This is a genomic window from Pseudoalteromonas rubra, from assembly GCF_001482385.1.
Classification (GTDB): domain Bacteria; phylum Pseudomonadota; class Gammaproteobacteria; order Enterobacterales; family Alteromonadaceae; genus Pseudoalteromonas; species Pseudoalteromonas ardens.
This window is the reverse complement of record NZ_CP013611.1, coordinates 3,651,741-3,674,649: the sequence shown is the minus strand read 5'-3', so window position 1 is coordinate 3,674,649 and position 22,909 is coordinate 3,651,741. Positions and strand designations below refer to the sequence as shown.

22 protein-coding genes are annotated in these 22,909 nt (G+C 48.6%); 10 read left to right on the top strand and 12 right to left on the bottom strand.

Annotated elements, in window-relative coordinates:
- Positions 1-4: 4 nt before the first annotated feature.
- The 7 genes from AT705_RS15945 to AT705_RS15915 all read right to left on the bottom strand — a co-directional run bounded on the left by AT705_RS15945 (position 5) and on the right by AT705_RS15915 (position 6,539).
- A complete protein-coding gene (locus AT705_RS15945) occupies positions 5-637 on the bottom strand; it encodes an NADH:ubiquinone reductase (Na(+)-transporting) subunit D (protein WP_010382928.1) in 633 nt (210 codons plus the stop codon).
- Positions 637-1,383, bottom strand: a complete 747-nt coding sequence (locus tag AT705_RS15940) for a Na(+)-translocating NADH-quinone reductase subunit C (RefSeq protein ID WP_058797331.1) — start codon at positions 1,381-1,383, stop codon at positions 637-639. Before AT705_RS15940 ends, AT705_RS15945 begins: the two co-directional genes overlap by 1 nt.
- Entirely contained in the window at positions 1,376-2,575 is a 1,200-nt protein-coding gene (locus AT705_RS15935) for an NADH:ubiquinone reductase (Na(+)-transporting) subunit B (RefSeq protein ID WP_049864591.1), read from the bottom strand. Before AT705_RS15935 ends, AT705_RS15940 begins: the two co-directional genes overlap by 8 nt.
- Before the next feature lies 1 nt (position 2,576).
- Positions 2,577-3,920: a Na(+)-translocating NADH-quinone reductase subunit A gene (locus tag AT705_RS15930; RefSeq protein ID WP_058798028.1), complete on the bottom strand. Its 1,344-nt coding sequence runs from the start codon at positions 3,918-3,920 to the stop codon at positions 2,577-2,579.
- 380 nt (positions 3,921-4,300) lie between these two features.
- A complete protein-coding gene (gene fabV, locus AT705_RS15925) occupies positions 4,301-5,491 on the bottom strand; it encodes an enoyl-ACP reductase FabV (RefSeq protein ID WP_058797330.1) in 1,191 nt (396 codons plus the stop codon).
- A gap of 72 nt (positions 5,492-5,563) precedes the next feature.
- Entirely contained in the window at positions 5,564-5,881 is a 318-nt protein-coding gene (locus AT705_RS15920; RefSeq protein ID WP_058797329.1) for a BolA family protein, read from the bottom strand.
- 55 nt (positions 5,882-5,936) lie between these two features.
- Positions 5,937-6,539, bottom strand: coding sequence for an alpha-ketoglutarate-dependent dioxygenase AlkB family protein (locus AT705_RS15915; protein WP_058797328.1), 603 nt, complete (start codon positions 6,537-6,539; stop codon positions 5,937-5,939).
- Between the two features lie 85 nt (positions 6,540-6,624).
- Between AT705_RS15915 and AT705_RS15910 the strand changes: the two genes are divergently transcribed.
- From AT705_RS15910 to AT705_RS15895, 4 genes are read left to right on the top strand one after another with little or no spacing between them, the layout of a single operon-like run.
- Complete coding sequence (locus AT705_RS15910) at positions 6,625-7,788, top strand: methyltransferase (RefSeq protein ID WP_058797327.1); 1,164 nt, start codon at positions 6,625-6,627, stop codon at positions 7,786-7,788.
- Positions 7,789-7,790: 2 nt separating this feature from the next.
- Positions 7,791-8,354 carry a YajG family lipoprotein gene (locus AT705_RS15905; RefSeq protein ID WP_058797326.1) on the top strand — a complete coding sequence of 188 codons (564 nt, stop codon included), beginning with the start codon at positions 7,791-7,793 and terminating at the stop codon, positions 8,352-8,354.
- An 11-nt stretch (positions 8,355-8,365) separates the two neighbouring features.
- Positions 8,366-8,992, top strand: coding sequence for a peptidylprolyl isomerase (locus tag AT705_RS15900; RefSeq protein ID WP_058797325.1), 627 nt, complete (start codon positions 8,366-8,368; stop codon positions 8,990-8,992).
- 57 nt (positions 8,993-9,049) lie between these two features.
- Positions 9,050-10,438: an AmpG family muropeptide MFS transporter gene (locus AT705_RS15895; RefSeq protein WP_058797324.1), complete on the top strand. Its 1,389-nt coding sequence runs from the start codon at positions 9,050-9,052 to the stop codon at positions 10,436-10,438.
- Positions 10,439-10,523: 85 nt separating this feature from the next.
- Here the strand turns inward: AT705_RS15895 and AT705_RS15890 are convergent, their stop codons facing one another.
- Positions 10,524-10,769 carry a helix-turn-helix domain-containing protein gene (locus AT705_RS15890; RefSeq protein WP_010382949.1) on the bottom strand — a complete coding sequence of 82 codons (246 nt, stop codon included), beginning with the start codon at positions 10,767-10,769 and terminating at the stop codon, positions 10,524-10,526.
- Positions 10,770-11,108: 339 nt separating this feature from the next.
- Here AT705_RS15890 and AT705_RS25505 point away from each other — a divergent pair, with 339 nt between their 5' ends.
- The gene (locus tag AT705_RS25505; RefSeq protein WP_010382951.1) at positions 11,109-11,285 is read left to right on the top strand and encodes a hypothetical protein; all 177 of its coding nucleotides are present in this window, start codon (positions 11,109-11,111) and stop codon (positions 11,283-11,285) included.
- 159 nt (positions 11,286-11,444) lie between these two features.
- Here the strand turns inward: AT705_RS25505 and erpA are convergent, their stop codons facing one another.
- Positions 11,445-11,783, bottom strand: coding sequence for an iron-sulfur cluster insertion protein ErpA (erpA, locus tag AT705_RS15880; RefSeq protein ID WP_010382953.1), 339 nt, complete (start codon positions 11,781-11,783; stop codon positions 11,445-11,447).
- Between the two features lie 339 nt (positions 11,784-12,122).
- Between erpA and AT705_RS15875 the strand changes: the two genes are divergently transcribed.
- The 5 genes from AT705_RS15875 to AT705_RS15855 all read left to right on the top strand — a co-directional run bounded on the left by AT705_RS15875 (position 12,123) and on the right by AT705_RS15855 (position 18,797).
- Positions 12,123-13,805: a chloride channel protein gene (locus AT705_RS15875; RefSeq protein ID WP_058797322.1), complete on the top strand. Its 1,683-nt coding sequence runs from the start codon at positions 12,123-12,125 to the stop codon at positions 13,803-13,805.
- 28 nt (positions 13,806-13,833) lie between these two features.
- On the top strand, positions 13,834-14,268 hold the full coding sequence (locus tag AT705_RS15870) for a CopD family protein (RefSeq protein WP_058797321.1): 435 nt from the start codon (positions 13,834-13,836) through the stop codon (positions 14,266-14,268).
- A gap of 171 nt (positions 14,269-14,439) precedes the next feature.
- Positions 14,440-15,456, top strand: a complete 1,017-nt coding sequence (locus tag AT705_RS15865) for an aspartate carbamoyltransferase (protein ID WP_058797320.1) — start codon at positions 14,440-14,442, stop codon at positions 15,454-15,456.
- Between the two features lie 76 nt (positions 15,457-15,532).
- Positions 15,533-16,819, top strand: coding sequence for a glutamate-1-semialdehyde 2,1-aminomutase (gene hemL, locus AT705_RS15860; RefSeq protein ID WP_058797319.1), 1,287 nt, complete (start codon positions 15,533-15,535; stop codon positions 16,817-16,819).
- Positions 16,820-16,958: 139 nt separating this feature from the next.
- Entirely contained in the window at positions 16,959-18,797 is a 1,839-nt protein-coding gene (locus AT705_RS15855; RefSeq protein WP_058797318.1) for a methyl-accepting chemotaxis protein, read from the top strand.
- A 22-nt stretch (positions 18,798-18,819) separates the two neighbouring features.
- Here the strand turns inward: AT705_RS15855 and mrcB are convergent, their stop codons facing one another.
- From mrcB to AT705_RS15840, 3 genes are all read right to left on the bottom strand, one after another.
- A complete protein-coding gene (gene mrcB / locus AT705_RS15850; RefSeq protein ID WP_058797317.1) occupies positions 18,820-21,162 on the bottom strand; it encodes a penicillin-binding protein 1B in 2,343 nt (780 codons plus the stop codon).
- A gap of 106 nt (positions 21,163-21,268) precedes the next feature.
- The gene (locus AT705_RS15845; protein ID WP_058797316.1) at positions 21,269-22,498 is read right to left on the bottom strand and encodes an ammonium transporter; all 1,230 of its coding nucleotides are present in this window, start codon (positions 22,496-22,498) and stop codon (positions 21,269-21,271) included.
- An 11-nt stretch (positions 22,499-22,509) separates the two neighbouring features.
- Positions 22,510-22,848, bottom strand: coding sequence for a P-II family nitrogen regulator (locus AT705_RS15840; RefSeq protein WP_010382970.1), 339 nt, complete (start codon positions 22,846-22,848; stop codon positions 22,510-22,512).
- Positions 22,849-22,909 lie beyond the last annotated feature (61 nt).

The following is a 22,909-nucleotide window of genomic DNA, read 5'->3' as shown; positions in this document are numbered from 1 at the left end:
CCCCTTATGCCTTAGCTTCTACTTGGTCTTTCTTCCAAGTACGCAGTACCCAGATGAAGATACCTACTAAGAAGAACGAGCTAAATGGCATAACCAACAGACCCATAGGCTGGTACCAACCACCGTTAGAGATTAGCGGCAGAATTTCAACACCGAACAGAGCACCGGCACCGAACAGTTCACGTACGAAGCCAATTGCGATCAGTACAACTGAGTAGCCCAGGCCGTTACCGATACCATCCAGGAATGACATCAGAGGTGGCGACTTCATTGCGTATGCTTCGGCACGACCCATTACGATACAGTTGGTAATGATCAGACCAACGAATACCGTCAGCTCTTTTGCCGTGGCATAAACAAATGCCTGCAGCACCTGGTCTACAACGATAACCAGAGACGCGATGATGGTCATCTGAACAATGATCCGTACGCTTGACGGAATGTGATTACGGATCATAGAGATGAACAAGCTTGAGAACGCAGTTACCACAGTCAATGCAATTGACATGATCAATGCGTTTTTCAGGCTTGAAGTTACTGCCAGCGCAGAACAGATACCCAGTACTTGCAGTGCAATTGGGTTATTTGCAAAGACAGGTCCAAACAGGACTTGCTTCATTTCTTTTGAGTTAGCCATTAGTTCAATGCCCCTTCACGTACTTTCGCAAGGAATGGACCAAACGCATCGTCGCCTGTCCAGAACGTAAATGTATTTTCAACACCGTTAGACGTTAACGTTGCACCAGACAGACCATCTACTTTATGCACATCACTACCTGCAGTGCCTTTTACTACGTCGATTGGTAGCTTTTTGCCCTGCCAGGTTGCAGTCCATGTTGGGTTTTGGATTTCGCCACCCAGACCCGCAGTTTCAGTGTGCTGGTAGAATTTGATTGCCTGAATGGTTTCACCGTCCAGGTCCAATGCTACGAAGCCGTACATAATACCCCAAAGACCGTAACCCTGAATTGGCAGGATAACAGACTCAAATTTACCATTGCTGTTCTTAGCAAGGTAAACCGGAGACTCAGTCGTCATACGCTGAACGCCCGCAACGTCTTTTGCTTTTGGCAAAGCAATACTGCGCGCTGCATCGAACTTAGTCATAGTGAAATCGAATGAGTTAGGATCTGTGTCTACAAACTCACCGGTCTTCATATCTACAACGCGTGCGTCAATCACTTGGTTGTAGGTTTCTGACACGTTTTCAACGTTCTCAACGCCAGCAGCCGCCAAAATGTTGCGCTGCACGTCTTCGATTTTGTTTGCCTGTTGCAGTGGGCGAAGCTGTACTGCCGCAAAAGATACGACAACCGCACACACTAAACATAAGCCAACAACAACGCCTAGCGTTTTGCCGATAGATTCATTGTTACTAGACACGTGCTAATCTCCTCTTCACATTAGACTGCACAACCATGTGGTCGAAAAGTGGTGCGAACAGGTTTGCGAACAGAATTGCTAACATCATACCCTCTGGGTATGCCGGGTTAACAACACGGATAAGTACAACCATTACACCAATCAATGCACCATATGCCCACTTACCTTTGTCTGTGAAAGACGCAGATACCGGGTCGGTTGCCATGAAGAACATACCGAATGCAAAACCACCCAGTACTAAGTGCCAGTGCCAAGGCATAGCGAATACTGTGTTAGTGTCAGAACCGATCATGTTCAGCAGCATAGACATCACGACCATACCCAGGAAAGTACCCAGTACGATGCGCCACGATGCGATACGAACATAAATCAGGAACAAACCACCAATCATGATAGCCAGTGTAGAGGTTTCACCTACTGAACCTTGAATAAAGCCGTAGAATGCGTTCCACCACAGTACCATGTTGTCATAATCCAGCGCGCCTGTTGCAGCCTGACCCAGGTAAGTTGCACCTGAGAAAGAGTCTACCGCTGTCCACACTGTGTCACCTGAGATGTCACCTGGGTATGCGAAGAACAGGAATGCACGACCAGCCAGTGCCGGGTTCAGGAAGTTACGGCCTGTACCACCGAAGACTTCTTTTGCTACCACAACACCGAAGGTGATACCCAACGCAACTTGCCATAACGGGATCGTTGCGGGCAGGATCAGGGCGAACAGTACTGATGTTACGAAGAAACCTTCATTTACTTCGTGCTTACGCACTGAAGCAAATAATACTTCCCAGAAACCACCGACAATAAATACTGTCGCGTAAATCGGTAGGAAGAAACAGGCCCCGTAGAACATCTTTGCGCCCCAGCCAGAATCGGCTGTTAGCTCACCGCCAAACAGCTGGAATAATGCCGCCTGCCAAGTGTTTGCAATTTCAAAACCATTGCCAATCGCAATCGCTGCCTGGTGACCAATGTTGAACATACCAAAGAACATAGCTGGGAATGTCGCCATCCAAACTAAGATCATGATACGTTTCAGGTCGATATTATCACGTACGTGAGTGCCGCCTTTGTTGACATAACCTGGCGTGTAGAAAACAGTTGCAACTGCTTCGTACAGGGCATACCACTTCTCGTGTTTACCACCAGGTTCAAAGTGAGGTTCAATGTCTTCTAAAAATTTCTTTAAGGCCATTTTAACCTTCCTTCTCGATTGTAGTCAGGCAATCACGTAAGATTGTTCCATAGTCGTATTTGCCCGGACAAACGAAGGTACACAACGCCAGATCTTCTTCATCCAGCTCTAGCGCACCCAGTGAAATCGCGCTGTCCAAATCGCCAGAGATCAGGTCACGCAACAACAGAGTTGGCAGGATATCAAGCGGCATTACACGCTCATAGTTACCAATTGGCACCATCGCACGCTTTGAGCCACCGGTAGAGGTGGTCATCTTGAACAGACGACTTGGCGCAAAGTGAGAGATGAAAGTACGGGTTACAGAGAATTTAGTACTACCAGGTGCGATCCAGCCAAACAGCTCTTTCTCACGACCTTCAGACAGCACAGAAACCTGTACATGATAACGACCCAGGTAAGCATGAGGACCAGCGGCTGTTTTACCAGCTAACACAGAGCCAGAAATGACCCGGTTTTCACCATCTTCAGTTTCACCTGCAACTAAATCGGTTAACGACGCACCAACTTGAGTTTTAACAAGACGTGGGTTCTTCACGCTCGGACCGGCCAAAGCAACAACACGGTCTGAGTAGATTTCACCACTTAGGAATAGCTTACCGAAAGCAATTACGTCCTGGTAACCCAGGTGCCATACTTGCTTGTTTGGACCGACAGCGTCGAGGTTGTGGATGTGTGTACCAACCAGACCAGCAGGGTGAACACCCGCAAACTCATGTACTTCTACCTGAGAAAGCGAAGAGCTCGGCACCTTACTGCCAGATTGCTTACAAACAAACACTTTGCCGTCAGTCAGACGCGAAACCACAGCCAGACCAGCCTCAAACGCTTCCACGTTTTCAGCGATCACAACAGCAGGATCCGCAGCTAGAGGGTTAGTGTCAATTGCGGTAACAAAGATCGAGCTTGGCGACGCGCTAGGTACTGCTACACGACTGAAAGGACGTGCACGCAACGCTGGCCATTGACCCGATTCGATCAGCACTTCTTTCACTTTCTCGCGATCTAGGTTGCCGAGTTCAGCAGCCGGGAACTTTTCAAAAGTGATTTGCTCATCGCCCTGTACTTCAATCACAACGGACTGAAGAACACGCTTGGCTCCACGGTTGATTTCTTTAACTACACCAGAGGCTGGCGCAGTAAACTTGACGCCAGGATTCTTTTTGTCTTCAAAAAGAACTTGGCCTTTCTTGACTTGGTCATCCACACGCACTCGCATGGTTGGACGCATACCAATAAACTCTTCACCCAACACAGCTACTCGTTTGACAGCAGAACCATCATGAATAACTTGCTGTGGTGCGCCCTCTATGGGTAAGTCCAGACCTTTTTTTATGTTGATCATACGCACTTGCATTACATTAACGGAAAGAAATTGATAAATCTTTACTTACCACGGCACTATTCTCTGAGTTGTATTGGAGTCAAAGAGCTGGCACAACATACACAAAGTCGGGCCAACCTGTCCGCAACGGGAACCAGCACCGTGGTATATAGTCCTTACATATTTCCGCAATTTTAACATTAATCGTACTGACTATGCGAGTGGAAATATGAAAATAATACGACTTAACAATGGATTTAGTTCATCAGGTGTCACTGCAAGAATCTAAATATAGACCAAAGTGGTATTGATGAGAAATTGACAGTACTGCTGAGGGGAATATTCTTAATGAAGGGTACGCAATGAAACGGGCGAAATCAGTGATTTCGCCCGTCTAACGACTAGATTAGGTGGTTAATCTCAACCGCCGTATCCACGTCTGCATCATAGTCAACTGACTCGATGCCAAAACCAAATAGCTTCAGGAATTCATTGTGATAACCGGCGTAATCAGTCAGCTCATCGATACTGTCCGTGTCGACTTTATCCCAAATAGCTTTAATGCGCGCCTGGACTCCGTCTTCCAGCTCTTTGTAGTTCTGGAACAGGTGACCTCCGTCATCAAAACGTGGAGTCTCTCCGTACAGGTTTTCACTGAACAACCCTTGGATCTGCTCAATTGTCCCTTCGTAGGTGCCCTCTTCTTTGGTCACTTTGAACAAAGTAGAGATATACAGAGGCATAATTGGGATAGCAGAGCTTGCCTGAGTCACTACCGCATTCAATGAGGCAACATAGGCTTCACCGTTTAAGTGCGCAGTTGATGCTTTAATTGCATCTGTCGCGCGATCCAGGTCTTCTTTGGCTTTGCCTATGGTCGCATGGCCATAGATAGGCCAGGTCAGCTCTTTACCGATATAAGTGTATGCCGTCGTTTTGAACCCTTCAGCAAGCACATCGGCTTCTTTCAGTGCCTCCAGCCACAACTCCCAATCTTCACCGCCCATCACTTTCACGGTATTAGCGATTTCTTCTTCATTGGCCGCTTCAACGGTCACTTCATCAATGATCCGCTTAGACGTATTTAGATTCTTGGTTGTGATGGTTTGACCAATTGGCTTAAGCACCGATGAAAAGGTCTCGCCCGATTTAGGATCAGTACGACGCGGTGATGCCAGACTGTAGATGATCAAATCAACTTTGCCCATTTCAGCCTTGATGGTCTCAATCGCTTTGGCTTTAAGCTCATCTGAGAATGCATCACCATTGATGTTCTTTGACCACAGGCCAGCCTCATCGGCGGCTTGCTGAAATGCAGCGGTATTATACCAACCCGCTGACGCCGGCTTTTTCTCTGTACCTTCTTTTTCGAAGAAGATACCCAGTGTTTTTGCACCAGCGCCAAAAGCAGCGGTGATACGAGAAGCCAGGCCATAACCGGTAGAGGCACCGATCACCAGGACATTTTTAGGGCCGTTATTGATTGGACCCTGAGCCTTAACATAAGCAATTTGTTCTTTTACGTGCTCAGCACAGCCCACCGGGTGAGCATTGGTACAGATAAAACCACGGATCTTAGGTTTGATGACCATGTCTATTCCTACATATTCTGTATTATGAAAACTGCGTTAGTTTAAATGCAGATCCTGCAAACACAGGTCTGATCACTCACTATCAAATTTCGAGCCGCCCAGACAGCTCGGTGAATCAGGGACTTCGCCATGCTGTTCAGCATATTCTTCCGGGGTATAAGTGTGAATGGCTAGCGCATGAATATGATGTGCCAACTCCTCCTTTAATACCTCATTAATCAAGCGGTGGCGTTGTAATAAACGCTGTCCCGCGAATTTTTCGCTGACAGCAATCACTTTGAAATGTGACTCGCTACCCCGGCTGTGCATATGACTTTCGTTAATAACATTGAGATGTTTGCACGCGATGGCGTCTGCAAGCTTATTGTAGATTTGTTGTTGCATTGACATAACTCACTCCCGATGCGGAGAAAATTTAGCGCATACTATACGCACTTATGCACCATTAACCAACTGTTCTGAATGTCAGGTTGATCCGTCCCTGGGTGACGCGCGCTTGTTTCGGCAGTGCATGCTGATAGTCATGCTGGCTGCGCCCCGTCATCAGTAACCCACTTCCCGTCGGCAAAGGCAGAGTCAGGGTTTCCTGTGTCTGCTTATGGCGAATTTTGAAATTGCGCGTCGCCCCCAGCGACATAGAAAAAATCGTCGGATTCAGTCCAAGCTCAGCTTCATCGTCACTATGCCAGCCCATGCTGTCCTGCCCATCCCGATACCAGTTAACAAGCAGTGCATTAAAGTCGTGCCCAAACTGGCGACTCAGGCGTGAGCGCATTGCGCTGAGTACATCAGGCCAGGGGGTGTTCTCAAGCAGAGTGCCGGAATAACCATATGACACAGACTTATCGGCAATAAAACACTGTAATCTAGGGATCGGTGTAGTTCGACCAAACAAGGTGATGGTGGGCTGTTGCCAATCCAAGGAGGATGCCAGGTGGGTATAAAGCGCAAGGCTTTTTTCAAAGCTCAGACAGGCTGGCTGATATTCAAAACCCGGCGGCAATTGTGGTGTTTGCCCGGGCAAACATTCTTTGTTCAGTCTCGACATGCTATATTACGTGTTCTGTTAGTTCTGCTGCGCTTTGCTAGTGTGCAAGGTGATAGCACCAACCTTGAGTGAGATTCACCCCATCATGATCACCGACGCTGTATTGGCTGGCACGGCTCTGACCCTGCATCGTTTTCCCCTTGAGCAAAAAAACCGTAGTCTGCAAGCCTGGGATGCGGCCGACGAATATCTACTGGATCATATTACCACAGCCTATCCGGATGCACGCGATATCCTAATCCTGAATGATGCCTTTGGCGCATTAAGCTGTACGCTGGCTGCACGGCTAAAAGATCACGCGCAGTGGCATATTACTCAGGTCAGTGATTCTTTTGTGACACAACAGGCAACCCGCCACAATCTGGTAGAAAACCAGCTGGATTGGGCGCTGGATGAAACCAAACTCACTCAGCTAGATAGTCTCGCAGCCTTGCCGGAACAGTGCGACCTGGTCCTCATAAAGGTGCCAAAAAATGCCGGGCTGCTGCAACATCAGTTATCCCAACTAAGCCACCTCGCTGCGGGTACCCCTATTGTAGCAGCGGGTAAAGCCAAAGAAATTCATACCTCGACGCTAAAGAGTTTCAGTCACTTTATACAACCGCCTACCACCAGCCTGGCGGTTAAAAAGTCCCGATTAATCTTTTGTACCACCACCGGCAAACCCGTGACAGATAAGTTTCCGGTCAGCTGGGCGCTGGAGAACACCCCTTTCACAATACATAACCATGCCAATGTATTCTCCCGTGACTCTCTGGATATCGGCGCCCGGTTCTTTATGAACTATCTGCCGGCAGGTAAAAAACCACTACGGGTGATAGATCTGGGCTGTGGAAACGGCGTGATTGGCTTGCAAACTCTGGCGCGGATGCCAAATGCACAGGTTATATTTGTCGATGAATCCGCCATGGCCGTTGCCAGTGCTCGCGAAAACGTCACTCATAACCTTCCGGACAGAGTAGATGACTGCCAGTTTATGCAAAATGATTGTCTCAGTAACTTTTCGCCTAACTCCACCGATCTGGTGTTATGCAACCCGCCGTTTCATCAGGCACAGGCCATTACCGATCACATTGCCTGGCAAATGTTCTTACAAGCTAAACACACGCTGAGAAATGGCGGGGAATTAAGGATCATTGGCAATCGCCACCTTGATTACCTAGATAAGTTGCAGCGCCTGTTCGGGAATTGTAAGGTGATAGGCAATAATAAGAAGTTTACCGTATTGAGTTCTATTAAAAGGAGCTAATCATGCGCTTAGCATTCTCTGCATCTCTCTTTGGTGCAGCTCTCAGTTTACTCGCAGGGTGCAGCAGTGCACCTAAAACAGTGATCCTCAACCCCAGCTATCAAGGTGGAAATATCAGCCAGTTGTCGCAAACCCTGGCAATTAAGGTGATCGACAATCGAACAACCAAGTTCACCATTAAAGTACTGGAGCAAGAGCCTGCGGTTTATCTGCCAAATGCAGAGCTGCCTGTCACCTTAAACAAACTATTGGCTCAGGCACTTGAGGCCAACGGGGTGACACTGTCGCCACAAAGCGATACTCAGCTGACACTGCGCATTCGCACCTTTATTGCCAAAGTTGATGAAACGCTCAGTCGCCACGAAAGTATAGCGCATGCCGAATTTGTTATAGAAGCAAGCAAAGGGCAACGCACATTTACCAAGCCCTTCACTGGTGAAGCAACATTCAGTAAACCACTAAAACATGACCAATCTCAGGTAGAAGGGCAATTAAACCGCCTTGCTGAGCAGGTGGTCACTCGCATGCTGTCGGATAAAGAATTGATTAATTTTTTGCAACAATAAAAGGCTAAGCTATGCTCCGTATCCTGATCCTGTTGACATTACTACTGACAAGTAATTTCTCATTTGCGAACAATAAAGAAGGGCGCTTTGTCCAAAAAGATAACCTGTTTCCTAAAGTTCAGCTCAATACCTCACTGGGCAAAGTGATCGTAGAACTGGATCGCTCCCGTGCACCGATCACAGTCAACAACTTTCTCACTTACGTGATCAACGGTGACTATAAAGGTTCTGTCTTTCACCGGGTAGAGCGGGACGAGGCCAACGAGCGTGATTTCGTGATCCAGGGCGGTGGCTATGACAAAGACTATGATGGCATGTTCGAGCGCCCCGCAATCTTTAACGAGAGCGGTAACGGCCTGAAAAATAATATGTACACCATTGCCATGGCTTATCAGGACAATAAGCCACATTCAGGAACCCGTCAGTTCTTTTTCAATATGGATGACAATGACCACCTTAACCCCGGACGCGGATGGGGCTTTGCTGTATTTGGTAGCGTCGCGGACGGCTTCGATACACTCGACAAAATCATGCAAGTCGAAACAGACTACAACAAAAAGCTGGGATATACCTTTATCCCCAAAACACCTGTGATCATCCACAGCATAGAAATGCTGCCGGAAGAGACCTTCGAGTAATCGCTTAGCCAGTATCGCCTTGCCTCATAACAGGGCGATACTGGATTGGAAAACACTATGATCATTTCATCCAGCCTGCGTGACTATGCCAGCTACTATCGCGATAAACGTCTGCTCACGGTCTTTGCCTTTGGGGTCAGTCAGGGCTTTCCCTGGGTTTTAATTGGCTCAGTGATGTCTGCCTGGCTTAAAGACGAAGGGCTTAGCCGCAGCATGATAGGGTTATTTGGCATTGTATTCAGTGCCTACACTATCAACTTTTTGTGGTCCCCGCTGCTGGACCGGGTTCGCTTGCCATTGCTGACGAATTGGCTAGGGCAAAGACGCAGCTGGATCGCAGCCGGACAACTGATTGTTGCGCTGTCAGCACTGGCTTTAAGTCAAGTTGACCTCAAAGCCGATCTTTATCAGGCTGCATTATTGTGTTTCATTATTGCTCTGAGTGCAGCTACCCATGATATTGCAATAGACGCCTATCGGATTGACATCCTGCCACCAGAAGAAAGTGAAAAATCCACCGCTGCTGCCGCTATGGCAACATCAGGATGGTGGAGTGGCTATGCCCTGCTTGGTGCCATACCGTTTTTTGCGGCAGACTTACCGGGTGTCAGCTGGCCCGAGATATATACACTGCTCGCAGCGATCATGCTGGCACTATTTCTGGTCACGCTCTGTGCCCATGAACCCCAGTCTCACCGGGAGCACACACAACAACAACTACAAGCGCAATATCAGTCCCAGCTTGGTGGGCTGGAACACAATCGACTGCAGCGCATTCTGGCCTGGCTGGCTGTCACCTTGGTTGAGCCGTTTCGCAGCTTCTTTAACCGCAATGGCGTCAAAACGGCCCTGGCCCTGTTGGCCTTTATTTTTCTGTTTAAAATTGGTGAGGCCTTTCTGGCACGCATGTCTATCGTGTTTTACAAAGAGATTGGCTTTAGCAACAGTCAGATAGCTCAGTATTCAAAACTGGGAACCGGTCTTATCACGATTATTTTTGCGTTTCTGGGCAGCATCTTTAATCACAAATACGGCATTGTAAAAGGCCTGTTTATCAGTGGTGTTGCCATGGCGGCGTCTAACCTGATGTTTTCCTGGATAGCCGTTGCAGGCCCCAAGGAACATCTGTATGCCCTCGCTATCGTCATAGATGGATTTACCCAGGCCTGGTCGCTGGTCGCCATGGTGGCCTTCATTTCGATGTTATGTGATCGCGCTTTCAGCGCAACCCATTATGCACTGCTAGCCTCGCTCGGCAGTCTCGGTCGTACCGTGCTCTCCAGCTACAGTGGTGTCGTAATAGATGACTGGTTGGGGGGAAACTGGGCGGTATTCTTCGCGCTGACGGCACTGATGGTCGTGCCTTCTTTGATATTCTTGTACGCAATCCGTCATAAACTCTATCAAATAGAGCAGAACTATCACAATCAGGGAGAAAAACGCTAGAACAAAGCGTGGCGTATTTGGTCCATGTTAAAAGGATAGAGGTGCAGCTCCTTGCACCTTCATTCATACTGGCAACGCCAGTGGTTTACATCTGCTCTTCTTTGATCAGAGCCAGACCTTCATATGGGTCGACTTCCAGCGCTTCACAGTAACGCAGAAATTCAATCACGTCTAAACGACGTTCCTGATTCTCAATTTTGCCAATGAAAGAATGTGGTGTACCTAACACCTGGGCCAGACTGCGCATTGTATGACCTTTCTCGTGACGCTTTGATTTTAGCCACTTAGTCAACTTACTGTTTTCCTCAGAAGAAACCGTTTTCCCCATCATAATAAAACATCTCCTACTCGATGATTAATTAATGCTGCCTTACGAAATTTGCCCGTCTCGACCGGCAGCTTGTTTTATAACAGGACACATAAGCTGGGCATAAAACACCCAATTTGCCTGCCCTGTTCCTATGTACCAAATTAGGTATAGACGATCTTTTCTCTAACACCTAATTAAATTTGCAACTTTCTTACCTAAAATAGAGAGGTAAGATTACTGTGACACTTTAACAAAAATTTTATATCTTGTACCAGTATACGAAATAATTTATTTTTTCTTTAAAAAATAGTGGTTTAGCGCTAACCTGTCATAAAGTAACAAATTTTGGGAGAATTTTTGATGATCCGGCTCATATTTTTGCTACCCATTTTGCTCTGTCTGGGTTGGTATTACTTTTTACGTGTAAATGGCGTACCACTCAAACAAGGCAAACGCGGATTCATCTATATTCTCGCTTTTTCCACTCTGGTGCTGGGATTTTTTGTTCTGATGATCCACCTTACCAACCCGGGATAGCCAGCACCGTGCTGACTCACACACCCGTGTTTTGGTCATGTACAGGTACTTTAGCAAACTGTACAGAAAAAAGATGGTCGCTTTTGGTCTAATTTTAGATACAAAAAGGCCATGCTTATGCATGGCCTTTGAGAGTAAATATGCTACATCAGGATGACTTTATACGCTGAAGCTCGCACCGCAACCACAGGTGGTGGTTGCGTTAGGGTTGCTGACAAAAAAGCGCGCACCTTCGAGACCTTCAGTGTAATCAACCTCACCATCGACCAGATACTGAATGCTCATTGGATCAACCACCATGGACACTCCGTTTTTCTCAATTTCCAGGTCACCCGGATTGGTTTTTTCGTCAAAGGTAAATCCGTACTGGAACCCAGAGCACCCACCGCCAGTCACATACACTCGCAGTTTAAGGTTAGGGTTTTCTTCTTCAGAGATAAGTTCTTTCACACGGCTAGCCGCCGCATCGGAAAATTTAATTGGTATCTGATCAGACATGTGTATTCGACCCCTGTACATTTAATAGCGGAATTATCTAATACCTGACTATTTTAATCAAGTATAGACTGGCACTCATCCAGCAACGATCTCCATATTCCCTCCTCTGCGTTACCTAGTCGTTTGATTTACTTAATTACAAGGACTTAGATTATTTGATACACTTATCCACCAAGTGTACTATGCTACTTCTGCTGTCTTCCCGGAAATCAAGTACCACAGCGCTGACTTTGGCGAGTGTTCGGGCATTATGAAAAACCTCAGGATTGAGCTAGTACAGGCAGCTAGGCAGGACAACTGCACTCGCAACAAATCAGATTCTCAACAGGCCAATATTGTATGTCGTTCGATAATGTACGCCGTCGCTTAGCGAAACCCAAAACTTCCATCCAGCTTTGCTTACTGGGAATTGGTGCCGGCTTAATTGCAGCAATATTGATCATCTTGTTTCGTCTCACCATCATGCTGGTGCAAAGCACATTTTTAGACAGTCCAGATGATTTCACCACCTTGCCGGAACACCAGCGGGTACTGCTGCCTGTCGGTGCCGCTTTACTGATCGCCCTGTTTGCCAGTCTGACCGGGTTTAAACACTATCGCCTCGGCATCCCGTTTGTGATCTATCGTATCAAACAGCATTATGGACAAATGCCCATCTGGAACTCGGTCAATCAATTTTTCGGTGGCGCTGTGGCACTCATCAGTGGCTTTTCAGTCGGACGCGAGGGTCCATCTGTACACATGGGCGCGACAGGTGCCAGCATTCTGGCCGAGCGCCTGCATTTGCCCATGAACGCAGCCCGGACACTGGCCGGATGTGGTGTTGCAGCGGGCATTGCAGCTTCGTTTAATACCCCTCTGGCCGCCGTCATCTTTGTTATGGAAGTGGTACTGCGGGAATACAAAATTCACATTTTCGTGCCAATCATGCTGGCAGCGGTGACAGGCGCCCTGGCAACGCAATACGTGTTTGGCCACGACCTGGAGTTATCACTCATCAGCGTCTCGGCATTGTCGTTCTGGCATTATCCGTTTTTGATTCTGTGTGGTTTTGTGCTGGGTGCCATTGCTTTTGCATTTAATCAGAACCTGATGATGATCATTAAAACCTTTAAGCCTATCAGCATGTTTCCACGCCTGATGCTGGCCGGATTACTGGCCGGACTGATAGGCTACCTGGTTCCGGAAGCCATGGGCTCAGGTATGAGCGCAATTAAAATTGCCGTTGAAACGCCCGGCGAGCTGCAACTGCTAACCACCATATTGATTGCCAAACTGCTGGCAACCATCTTTGCCATTGGCCTGGGGATCCCCGGCGGGATCATTGGCCCGGTCATCGGACTGGGAGTCTTGATTGGTACCTTAATGGCGTATTTTGCTCAGTATATTTCTCCTGATGTCAGCGTCGCAGGGACCTACGGCGTTCTGGGCATGGCCGGGTTGCTGGCAGCAACACTGCATGCTCCCCTGGCGGCCCTCACCGCAGTAATGGAACTGACCTCCAGTCCTCAGATTGTCGTACCCGCTATGATTGTGATTTCCTGCGCCTATGTTACTGCATTGCAAGTCTTTGGAAATCGTTCTATTTTCTTACAGCAGCTGGATTTTCAGGCGCTGCCCTATCAGGTTTCTCCAGCCAAAGAAGCGCTGCAAAAGGTTGGGATTATGGAAGAAATGGACGAGGGCTTTAAACTCCTCTACTCGGACGACAAAGAGCAAATCAAAGAAACCTTGTCGGCCATCGACAGTCAGACGCCACTGATAGTGTACGACGAGGAGCATGGATATCGGCTGGCCGAGTATGACCTCAGCCTGATCTCAGAGCAGAGCATGACCATCACTTATATCGAGCTGCAAGGGCTGAGCACACAAGCCACGCTGGCAGATGCATTTGATATCCTCAAAGACAAGCGCTCTGGCGCCGTCTATGTGTATAATCAGAAAAATAACGAACAAATTATGGGCTTGCTCAGGTGGGATCAGATCCGCCATATTCTCACTATGAGAAACAGCCTGCTGTAATTGCTACTTTAGACAACCTAGAGGTTTTATGACGACGATACTTGTGTACAAAGCGCTACACATCTTTTTTATGGTTGCCTGGTTTGCTGGTATATTCTATCTGCCGAGGCTGTTTGTTTATCATGCAATGACAGACGAAAAACCCTGCTCTGCGATGCTTAAAATCATGGAGCGACGCCTGCTCTATTTTGTCACGCCCTTTGCGATACTCACCGCAGTATTTGGCATATTGCTCATCACCAGTTATGGCCGGGAGTGGTTTCGCGCCAACCTGTGGCTGCACTACAAACTGATACCGGTCATTATGCTCTATTTGTATCACGCTTATTGCTTCAAACTGCTGGCAGATTTTAAACATGACCGTAATCAACGTAGTGACCGATTCTATCGCATCTTTAACGAGTTTCCGGTGATATTACTGCTGATCATCATCCTGCTCGCCATCTTGAAACCGGTTTTCTGATATCAGACTATGACGGCGACTTAGCCGTCATTTTCCACGCCTAAAAAACAGAATTGTGCTATTATGTCGCTCCAGTTACTCAACGCAGCGTGCCTGATGCGCCCTGTTTTGCGAGCTCGGTTAGGAGTGCTCCCCGCCTCCTGTTGTCAATCTGTGATTAGGAATCGCCGCATGTTAAGTTTCCAAGGTGAAAACATCCTCTCCGTCAACGAACTCGACAGAGAAGCCATTGAGCTGATTTTCAATGTTGCTAAGAAAATGGAACCCTACGCTAAAAAGTACAAGCGCACCAATGTGCTGGAAGGTGCTGTCTTAGCCAATCTGTTTTTTGAACCCAGTACCCGAACGCGTGTCAGTTTCGGGACCGCTTTTAACCTGCTGGGTGGTACGGTCCGTGAGACCACAGGTATGCAAAGTTCCGCTTTAGCAAAAGGGGAATCCCTGTATGACACCGCCCGCGTGATCTCCGCTTATGCCGATGCTGTCGCAATGCGCCATCCGGATGCTGGCTCAGTTGCGGAATTTGCCACAGGCTCAGACGTCCCGGTGATCAACGGTGGAGATGGTCCAAATGAACACCCAACCCAGGCATTGCTGGATCTGTTAACCATTGAACGTGAACTGGATCGCTTCGAACGCGGCATTGACGGGATGCACATCGCCCTGGTTGGCGACCTGAAATATGGCCGTACCGTTCACTCACTGTCTAAGCTGCTATGCCACTATAAAAATGTTCGCTTTTCTATGGTCGCCCCGGACGGCTTACAAATGCCGGACTATATTCTGGATGCCGTTAGCAACGCTGGCCACCGCATTGAACTGGTCTCAAAAATGGAAGGCAACCTGGCTGCGGACATCGTCTATCAAACCCGCATTCAGGAAGAACGCTTCCCATCACAAGAAGAAGCCAATAAATATCGTGGTGGTTTTCGTATCAGCCAGGCCATTTACGATGCGCACTGTAAGCCAGAGTCCGTATTGATGCACCCTCTGCCCCGTGATAGCCGTGGCGATGCCAATGAACTGGATAACGACTTAAATAATAATGACAACTTAGCCATCTTCCGTCAGGTTCAAAATGGCGTGTTGATCCGCATGGCGTTGTTTGCATTGACACTGGGCGTTGCCGACAAGGTTGAGCAATACGAAGTAGACGTGCCCTGGTTCAGCCGCAAACGCGAAGCCTAATCTACTAAATTCGTTTCATGACCTGAGGTATCTGAGTTCATTACAGATACCTTATGTACATAACAAAGGACACATTATGACAATCAGTCAAGACCTTTTCTCTCGTGCCCAGGAATCTATCCCGGGTGGTGTCAACTCACCGGTCCGCGCGTTTAATGGCGTCGGTGGCACACCGCTATTCATTAACAAAGCAGAAGGCCCACACACGTTTGATGCCGATGGTAAACGCTACATCGATTATGTTGGCTCCTGGGGTCCGATGATCCTCGGCCATAACCACCCGCAAATTAAGCAGGCTGTGCTGGATGCGGTAGAAAATGGTCTGAGCTATGGTGCACCGACTGAAAGCGAAATCCTGATGGCTGAAAAAGTCAAAGCGTTGGTTCCCTCTATCGACAAAGTGCGTATGGTCAGCTCAGGGACCGAAGCCACCATGAGTGCGATCCGCCTGGCACGTGGCTACACAGGCAGAGATAAAATCCTGAAGTTTGAAGGCTGCTACCATGGTCATGCCGATTCACTGCTGGTTAAAGCCGGTTCTGGTGCGCTGACTATGGGTGTACCAAACTCACCGGGCATTCCGGCAGACTTTGCGAAACACACGCTCACCGTGTCATTCAATAACCTGGACGAAGTGAAAGCCATTTTTGCCCAATACCCGGACCAGATTGCCTGTATTATCGTCGAGCCAGTGGCTGGTAACATGAACTGTATTCCACCAGTTGAAGGCTTCCTGGAAGGTCTGCGCGAGATCTGCGATACACATCAGTCTGTGCTTATTTTCGATGAAGTCATGACAGGCTTCCGAGTGGCACTGGGTGGTGCTCAGGCCTATTACAATATCGAGCCAGACCTGACCTGCCTGGGTAAGGTTATTGGTGGCGGTATGCCAGTAGGTGCCTTTGGTGGTAAACGTGCCATTATGGACCACATTGCACCGGTAGGCCCGGTTTATCAGGCAGGCACCCTGTCTGGTAACCCAATCGCTATGGCAGCTGGCCTCAAGGCACTTGAGCTACTGTCAGAACCTGGTCTGCACGATGCACTTGAAAGTAAGAGTAAGCAACTGTGTGATGGATTCCAGCGTGCTGCAGATGCCGCAGGCATTGCCCTGACTACCAACTATGCCGGTGGCATGTTCGGTTTCTTCTTCACCAATGCCGAGCGTGTTGATACCTATCAGCAAGCAACTGAGTGCGATCTGGAACGCTTCAAACGCTTTTTCCACCTGATGCTGGAAGAAGGCGTGTATCTGGCACCATCCGCATTCGAAGCCGGATTTGTCAGCACCATGCACAGTGATGCAGACATTGCTGAAACAATCAAAGCGGCTGAGCGCGCATTTGCTAAGCTAGTAGCTTAAACAAACTCGCTCAGTTTAGTGATATTAAAAAGCCCTGCGGGGCTTTTTTTGTTTTTGGCAGTAAAAACTTTCAGGGCTTTGAACTATTCTTTGTTTATACCCGGTCTATTACAAATGACTTATAAACAAAGATAAAATTATGACAGGACTCAGATCAGCCGCTAGCCCCGCAATTGCCTTTATGGCACAGCTAAAATACAAAACCAAAATCAGCCTGGTATTTGGTATTCTTTTAGTACCACTCAGCCTAAGCTTATTTTTTCTTAATTCAACCCTGACTCAGTCAATTCAGGTGAGTCAGCAACAGCGTGCTGGCTTACAATTTTATCCGCCCATTTTAGAAAACCTGTTAAACCAGCAAGCCCAGCGCAATGCTCAGGTTTTGGCACGTAGCCCATTTGCTAAAGACGTTAAGCCAGGTGACGAGTTAGAGCATTTATCCATTGCTTCTAAGCTGGCGATAGACAATGATCTGAGCCGCTCTTACCTCAACCGCTCTTTGGTGGAATCACTGCCTAATGTGATCACTCAGGTGAATGGCATCGCTGAACAGGCAAATAAGATCATCAGCAGCGGCCGTTTCACGCCCGATACCTTCATCGCGCTGTCAAACCTGAATAAAGTACTCCCGCTGGTAAAAATGCAATTGAACAACAAGCTGGAAGTCGCTACAGCCAACAACAAACAAGTTACCAAGCGACTTCAGGATAAGATTACGGCGTTAAACCGTGCGCTGGATAACTATCACCGCACCATAAACGATAAACTGCTGGAGCCCGACGACATCGAACTGACCAGTGGGGCCTTTAGCAGCGTGCATCGCGAGGTACTTACCCAGCTGACTGGCCTGATCAATGCAGCTACACCCACTCTGAAAACCTTGCTCGATGAAAAGCTCACCAATGAGCGTCGAATCCGAAATTTGGTCGCACTGGCATCCATACTCAGCTTGCTGCTCGCCTTGTATCTGATGTTAGGTTTCTATTTTGCAGTTGTAGACACCATTGCGGAATTTTCGACTTCAGCGCAGCAGGCATCTGGTGGTGATTTAACGGCACGGGCACAGCCGCGTGGCAAAGATGAGCTCAGCGACATTCTGCGCCAGTACAACGCCGTGCTGGACGCCTTCGTCCATTTACTAGGCAATGTCAGAACTACTTCAACTGATTTATATGGCGCCACCGATAAACTGCGCCAGATAAGCCAGGACACCCGAGAAGATGTGGCACAACAGCAAGCCAAGATCCAGACCGTGCATCAGGCACTCAGTGAAATGGCCAATGCCGCCGATGCCGTTGAAACCTCGGCACTCCATGCTACTGAACTTGCAGCAACCGCAGCACAACAAGTCAAACAAGGGAGTGAAAATACCACCCGACTGGCCGAACACATGATGGTGTTACAACGTGAATTCGAAGAAAGTCGCATTGCGCTGGATAAGCTTGCGCAAGACAGCCAGGACATCAGTAAAGTCAGTCTGGGGATCAGTGAAATTGCCGAACAAACCAATTTGCTGGCGCTCAATGCTGCCATTGAAGCTGCCAGGGCAGGAGAGCAGGGTCGAGGCTTTGCGGTTGTCGCGGATGAAGTCCGTACACTGGCACAAAGAACGCAGCAACAAACCGAAGAGATCCACTCTATTATCCACTCACTGCAACAAGCCTCCAACGACACCCAGAAGAAAATGCTCAGCAGTGTTGAAAAAATGGAGCAAGGCGTCAGTGCAGCCACTGAGACTAACCAGGTGCTGAGTGCCGCAGAGCAAAGTATGGCTGACATCGACCAGCAAGGTCATGTCATCAGTGATCAGGTAAAACGTCAGGCTGTCGCCACCCAACAGGCACTGGTAGAATCGAGTGAAATCAGTCACTTGGCCGACCATACACTGAGTTCAGCAGAGGCCACACGGGGCGATGCTCAGCAGCTCAGCGATATGGCTGCAACCTTAAAGCAACTCATCGCTAAGTTCAGAACTTAACTGACTGCCCCCGGGGTGTGGCTCAACCGCATCCCGGCCGGGGGTTAAACTCCTCAATGCGAACAGGCAGCTGGATAGTTGGCCCACAATGCGGCGCAGCCTGCTCACCCGTTTTTTCGTTGACAAATGCCCAGCGGACGCCCGCAGGTCGCTGATCCGCAATCGCCTGCGGATTCAGAGGTTTTAAATAACGGATATAGAGCTCAAGCGCACCGCGCCCGCCAGTCAATTTGGCAGGTTTATTGTCGTCCCGGCCAATCCAGGTAACCGTCACCGTATTATGATCAAACCCAGCAAACCAGCTGTCTCTCAATTCATTACTCGTGCCCGTTTTACCTGCCAGCTGAATAGAAGGAAAATGCTGATTTAACCGCTTGGCGGTGCCACTTTTGGTGACTCGCTTCAGCCCATAGCGAGTCATGTACATGGCTTCCTGAGAAAACTTGGGTTGCTTTGCTACACGGTGCTGATACAGACGCTTGCCTGTGGTATTCGTAATAGCCGAAATACTCGTCAATGGCGCATATTGGCCATTGGCAGCCAATGTGGTGTACATCTGAGCCACATCAAAACTCGATAACTCCACAGCCCCCAACAGCATAGAGGGATACAAAGGAATATCACTGTCGACACCAAGCTGTCCTATGGTTTGAGCAACAGAGTCGATGCCGACATCCAGACCCAAGTTAACCGCTGGAATATTGATACTCTCACTGAACGCCCGATACAAAGGTACCGCCCCCCGGAATCGATGATCGAAGTTTTCCGGTTGCCAGGTTTTTCCCGCCGCGTTAGTCACTTGTAATGGGGCATCCTCCAGCAAGGTTCCCAAGTTATAGCCTGGCTGCTCAAGTGCTGATAAGTATATCGCGGGCTTTACCAGAGAGCCCACATTACGACGTGTGTCCAGCACCCGATTAAACCCGGAATAACGAAGCTGACGCCCCGCCACCAAAGCTGATACGCCGCTTTTTTCGGTGTTCACAGAAATCATCCCCACTTCCAACTGAGCGGTCGAAAAACGCCGTTCCAGATAGGGCAAACCTTCACTGACCGCCTCTTCCATGGCGGATTGCTTTTGCAAGTCAAAATAAGTAAATATCCTGATCCCCGCATTCACGACGTTTTCATCTGGCAATAATTGCTGAAGTTCACGATTCACCAGCTCCAGATAACCTGGGTAAGTTTGCATCAGACTTTCTTTCAGAGGCTGAATTGCAACAGGCCGCTCCAACGCCTGGCGATACTCATTGGTGGTGATGAGACCATTTTCCGCCATCAACCTGAGCACCAGATCGCGTCGTTCCATGGTTCGTTCCGGATATCGCCGCGGGTTGTAATAAGACGGACCTTTCACCATAGCAACCAGCATGGCTATCTGATCAAACTCCAGCTCATCGATGGGCTTAGCAAAGTAGAACTCCGCTGCCAGACCCATGCCATGGACGCCCTGGTTGTAAGCCTGGCCGAGGTAAACTTCGTTGATATAAGCTTCAAGAATTTCATCTTTGCTGTAACGGAAATCAAGAATGAGGGCGATAAAGGCTTCATTGATCTTGCGCAGCAAAGAGCGCTCCCGGGTTAAATAAAAGTTCTTTGCCAGCTGCTGGGTCAGGGTACTTCCCCCCTGTACAGTGCGTCCCGCGCGAATATTGTGGTACAAGGCGCGCATAATCGACCACACAGACACCCCGTGATGTTCGTAAAACGCCCGATCTTCAACCACTAGCAAGGTGTTTTTTAGAATATCGGGTATTTTGTCCAGTGGCACAAATTCCCGATCCTGACGACTTTCATTGCCTATCCGGGCAATTTGTACCGGCTCAAGTCTGGCACTCTCAACTCGCCGGCCCTGATCATTCACAATACTGGCCAGTTTTTTGCCAGCAAAATTGAGGGTAAAGATACGCGCCTGCTCAACCCCGTCATAAAACTCAAAGGAGCGCCGATACACGGTAATCGTACGACCCTGCACCACAAACTGGCCCGTATGTTTAATACGGTTTACCTGGGAGTAATTGAGCCGCTCCAGTTCCCAGATCACTTCCTCCTCAGCCAGATATTGATCCGGATAAAACGACATAGCGCGGGCATACACCTGTACAGGTAACTGCCACTTGTTCCCTTCAAACTGACGGCTCACTTTGGCATCGAGATAAACCATATACCCTGCAACCGCAAATACCATGGCCAGACTCAGCTTCCAGCACAACGACCACAACGTGCTCAGTGTCCGGTTACGCAATGCCCGTAAGCGTTGCTTAAATGAGGAAGTGGAGTTAGCGGTCTTTTTCTTGCCTGATTTGGCCGGTGATTTACGGGTGGACTTGCGAGGTTTGCCTGCTACTTTTTTGTTGTCTGCCATTGACCGTGGAATGCTTACTGAGAGTGAATAGATGCTAGATTATCTCAGATTAACTGCCGCTTAAACCAAAAAGCGCGATAAGCCGCGCTTTTTGGTGATTTCTTGCTTACTTATTGCGAATGGTCACAAATTCAGGGTACGCATCTATGCCACAATCATGCTGGTCCATACCACTGAGCTCTTCTTCTTCACCCACCCGGATCCCCATCAAGGTTTTAATGATCCCCCAGACGATGTAAGACGCGATAAACACAAAGCCCAGTATGGTCACCAGCCCGATGGCCTGAGTCATAAAGTTGGCATCACTGTTCGAGAAAGGTACCATCATAATGCCCAGCGCCCCACACACACCATGCACGGAAATAGCACCAACCGGATCATCAATACGCAGTTTATCCAGTGCAACGATGCTGAATACCACCAAAGAACCACCCAACATCCCCAAAATACAGGCCAGCATAGGTGTCGGTGACGCAGGCTCAGCGGTGATGGTCACCAAACCAGCCAATGCACCGTTCAGGATCATAGTCAGGTCGGCTTTTTTCCACATCAGCTTACACACCACCAGTGCTGCAATCGCACCTGCTGCCGCCGCAGCATTGGTGTTTACCATGATCTGACTGACGGCGATAGCATTGCTTTTGTCTGCGAGAAATAGCTGAGAGCCACCGTTAAACCCAAACCATCCCATCCACAAAATAAAGGTTCCCAGTGTCGCCAGAGGCAGGTTTGAACCGGGAATAGGATAGATTTCACCGTTTCTTCCATACTTGCCCTTACGTGCCCCGAGTAACAAAACGCCTGCCAAAGCGGCTGCGGCACCCGCACCATGTACAATCGCAGAGCCTGCAAAGTCAACAAAGCCCATTTCAGACAAGAATCCAGCCCCCCAAGTCCAGTATCCTTCAATAGGATAAATCAACCCAGTGAGGACCACAGTAAACAACAAGAACGCCCAAAGTTTCATTCGCTCAGCGACTGCCCCGGAGACAATAGACATTGCAGTTGCCACAAATACAACCTGAAAAAAGAAGTCCGATTCCAGCGCATGGTCGGCATCGTCGGCAGCACTACCAATGAGTGCACCAAAGTTAGGCACTACCCCGCCCTCAACGTTATCCACATACATGATGTTATACCCAACCAATAGAAACATCGTACAGGCGATGGCATACAGGGCGACATTTTTAGTGAGAATTTCGGTGGTGTTCTTTGAGCGTACCAGCCCGGCTTCAAGCATCGCGAAGCCAGCGGCCATCCACATCACCAGAATACCAGACACCAGAAAGTAAAAGGTGTTCAGAGAGAATTGTAATTCAATTACCGTGTTTTCCATTATTTCACCCCTTAAATCGCTTCTTCGTCGAGTTCACCGGTACGGATCCGGACAATTTGCTCAAGGTCGTAGACAAATATTTTTCCGTCGCCAATTTTGCCAGTACTGGCAATCTCAGTAATCGCCTCCACGACACGCTGGGTATTTTCACTGCGGGTCGCTATTTCAAGCTTAATTTTGGGAATAAAGTCGACCTGATATTCAGCTCCTCGATATAGCTCGGTATGGCCCCTCTGACGACCAAAACCCTTCACATCGACCACAGTCATGCCCTCGATACCCAGCTCAGCCAAGGCTTCGCGGACTTCATCCAGCTTAAACGGTTTAATTATTGCGCTTATCATTTTCATTATTTGCCCCCCCAGGGCAGATGATCCTGTCGGGGGAGGTAATCCAACCTTTATGCCAATA

What these genes read in the sequence shown, in the direction of transcription:
- AT705_RS15945 (WP_010382928.1), bottom strand. Translation starts at nt 637, where the DNA reads ATGGCTAACTCAAAAGAAATGAAGCAAGTCCTGTTTGGACCTGTCTTT.
- AT705_RS15935 (WP_049864591.1), bottom strand. Translation starts at nt 2,575, where the DNA reads ATGGCCTTAAAGAAATTTTTAGAAGACATTGAACCTCACTTTGAACCT.
- AT705_RS15930 (WP_058798028.1), bottom strand. Translation starts at nt 3,920, where the DNA reads ATGATCAACATAAAAAAAGGTCTGGACTTACCCATAGAGGGCGCACCA.
- fabV (WP_058797330.1), bottom strand. Translation starts at nt 5,491, where the DNA reads ATGGTCATCAAACCTAAGATCCGTGGTTTTATCTGTACCAATGCTCAC.
- AT705_RS15920 (WP_058797329.1), bottom strand. Translation starts at nt 5,881, where the DNA reads ATGTCAATGCAACAACAAATCTACAATAAGCTTGCAGACGCCATCGCG.
- AT705_RS15915 (WP_058797328.1), bottom strand. Translation starts at nt 6,539, where the DNA reads ATGTCGAGACTGAACAAAGAATGTTTGCCCGGGCAAACACCACAATTG.
- AT705_RS15910 (WP_058797327.1), top strand. Translation starts at nt 6,625, where the DNA reads ATGATCACCGACGCTGTATTGGCTGGCACGGCTCTGACCCTGCATCGT.
- AT705_RS15905 (WP_058797326.1), top strand. Translation starts at nt 7,791, where the DNA reads ATGCGCTTAGCATTCTCTGCATCTCTCTTTGGTGCAGCTCTCAGTTTA.
- AT705_RS15900 (WP_058797325.1), top strand. Translation starts at nt 8,366, where the DNA reads ATGCTCCGTATCCTGATCCTGTTGACATTACTACTGACAAGTAATTTC.
- AT705_RS15895 (WP_058797324.1), top strand. Translation starts at nt 9,050, where the DNA reads ATGATCATTTCATCCAGCCTGCGTGACTATGCCAGCTACTATCGCGAT.
- AT705_RS15890 (WP_010382949.1), bottom strand. Translation starts at nt 10,769, where the DNA reads ATGATGGGGAAAACGGTTTCTTCTGAGGAAAACAGTAAGTTGACTAAG.
- AT705_RS25505 (WP_010382951.1), top strand. Translation starts at nt 11,109, where the DNA reads ATGATCCGGCTCATATTTTTGCTACCCATTTTGCTCTGTCTGGGTTGG.
- erpA (WP_010382953.1), bottom strand. Translation starts at nt 11,783, where the DNA reads ATGTCTGATCAGATACCAATTAAATTTTCCGATGCGGCGGCTAGCCGT.
- AT705_RS15875 (WP_058797322.1), top strand. Translation starts at nt 12,123, where the DNA reads ATGTCGTTCGATAATGTACGCCGTCGCTTAGCGAAACCCAAAACTTCC.
- AT705_RS15870 (WP_058797321.1), top strand. Translation starts at nt 13,834, where the DNA reads ATGACGACGATACTTGTGTACAAAGCGCTACACATCTTTTTTATGGTT.
- AT705_RS15865 (WP_058797320.1), top strand. Translation starts at nt 14,440, where the DNA reads ATGTTAAGTTTCCAAGGTGAAAACATCCTCTCCGTCAACGAACTCGAC.
- hemL (WP_058797319.1), top strand. Translation starts at nt 15,533, where the DNA reads ATGACAATCAGTCAAGACCTTTTCTCTCGTGCCCAGGAATCTATCCCG.
- AT705_RS15855 (WP_058797318.1), top strand. Translation starts at nt 16,959, where the DNA reads ATGACAGGACTCAGATCAGCCGCTAGCCCCGCAATTGCCTTTATGGCA.
- mrcB (WP_058797317.1), bottom strand. Translation starts at nt 21,162, where the DNA reads ATGGCAGACAACAAAAAAGTAGCAGGCAAACCTCGCAAGTCCACCCGT.
- AT705_RS15845 (WP_058797316.1), bottom strand. Translation starts at nt 22,498, where the DNA reads ATGGAAAACACGGTAATTGAATTACAATTCTCTCTGAACACCTTTTAC.
- AT705_RS15840 (WP_010382970.1), bottom strand. Translation starts at nt 22,848, where the DNA reads ATGAAAATGATAAGCGCAATAATTAAACCGTTTAAGCTGGATGAAGTC.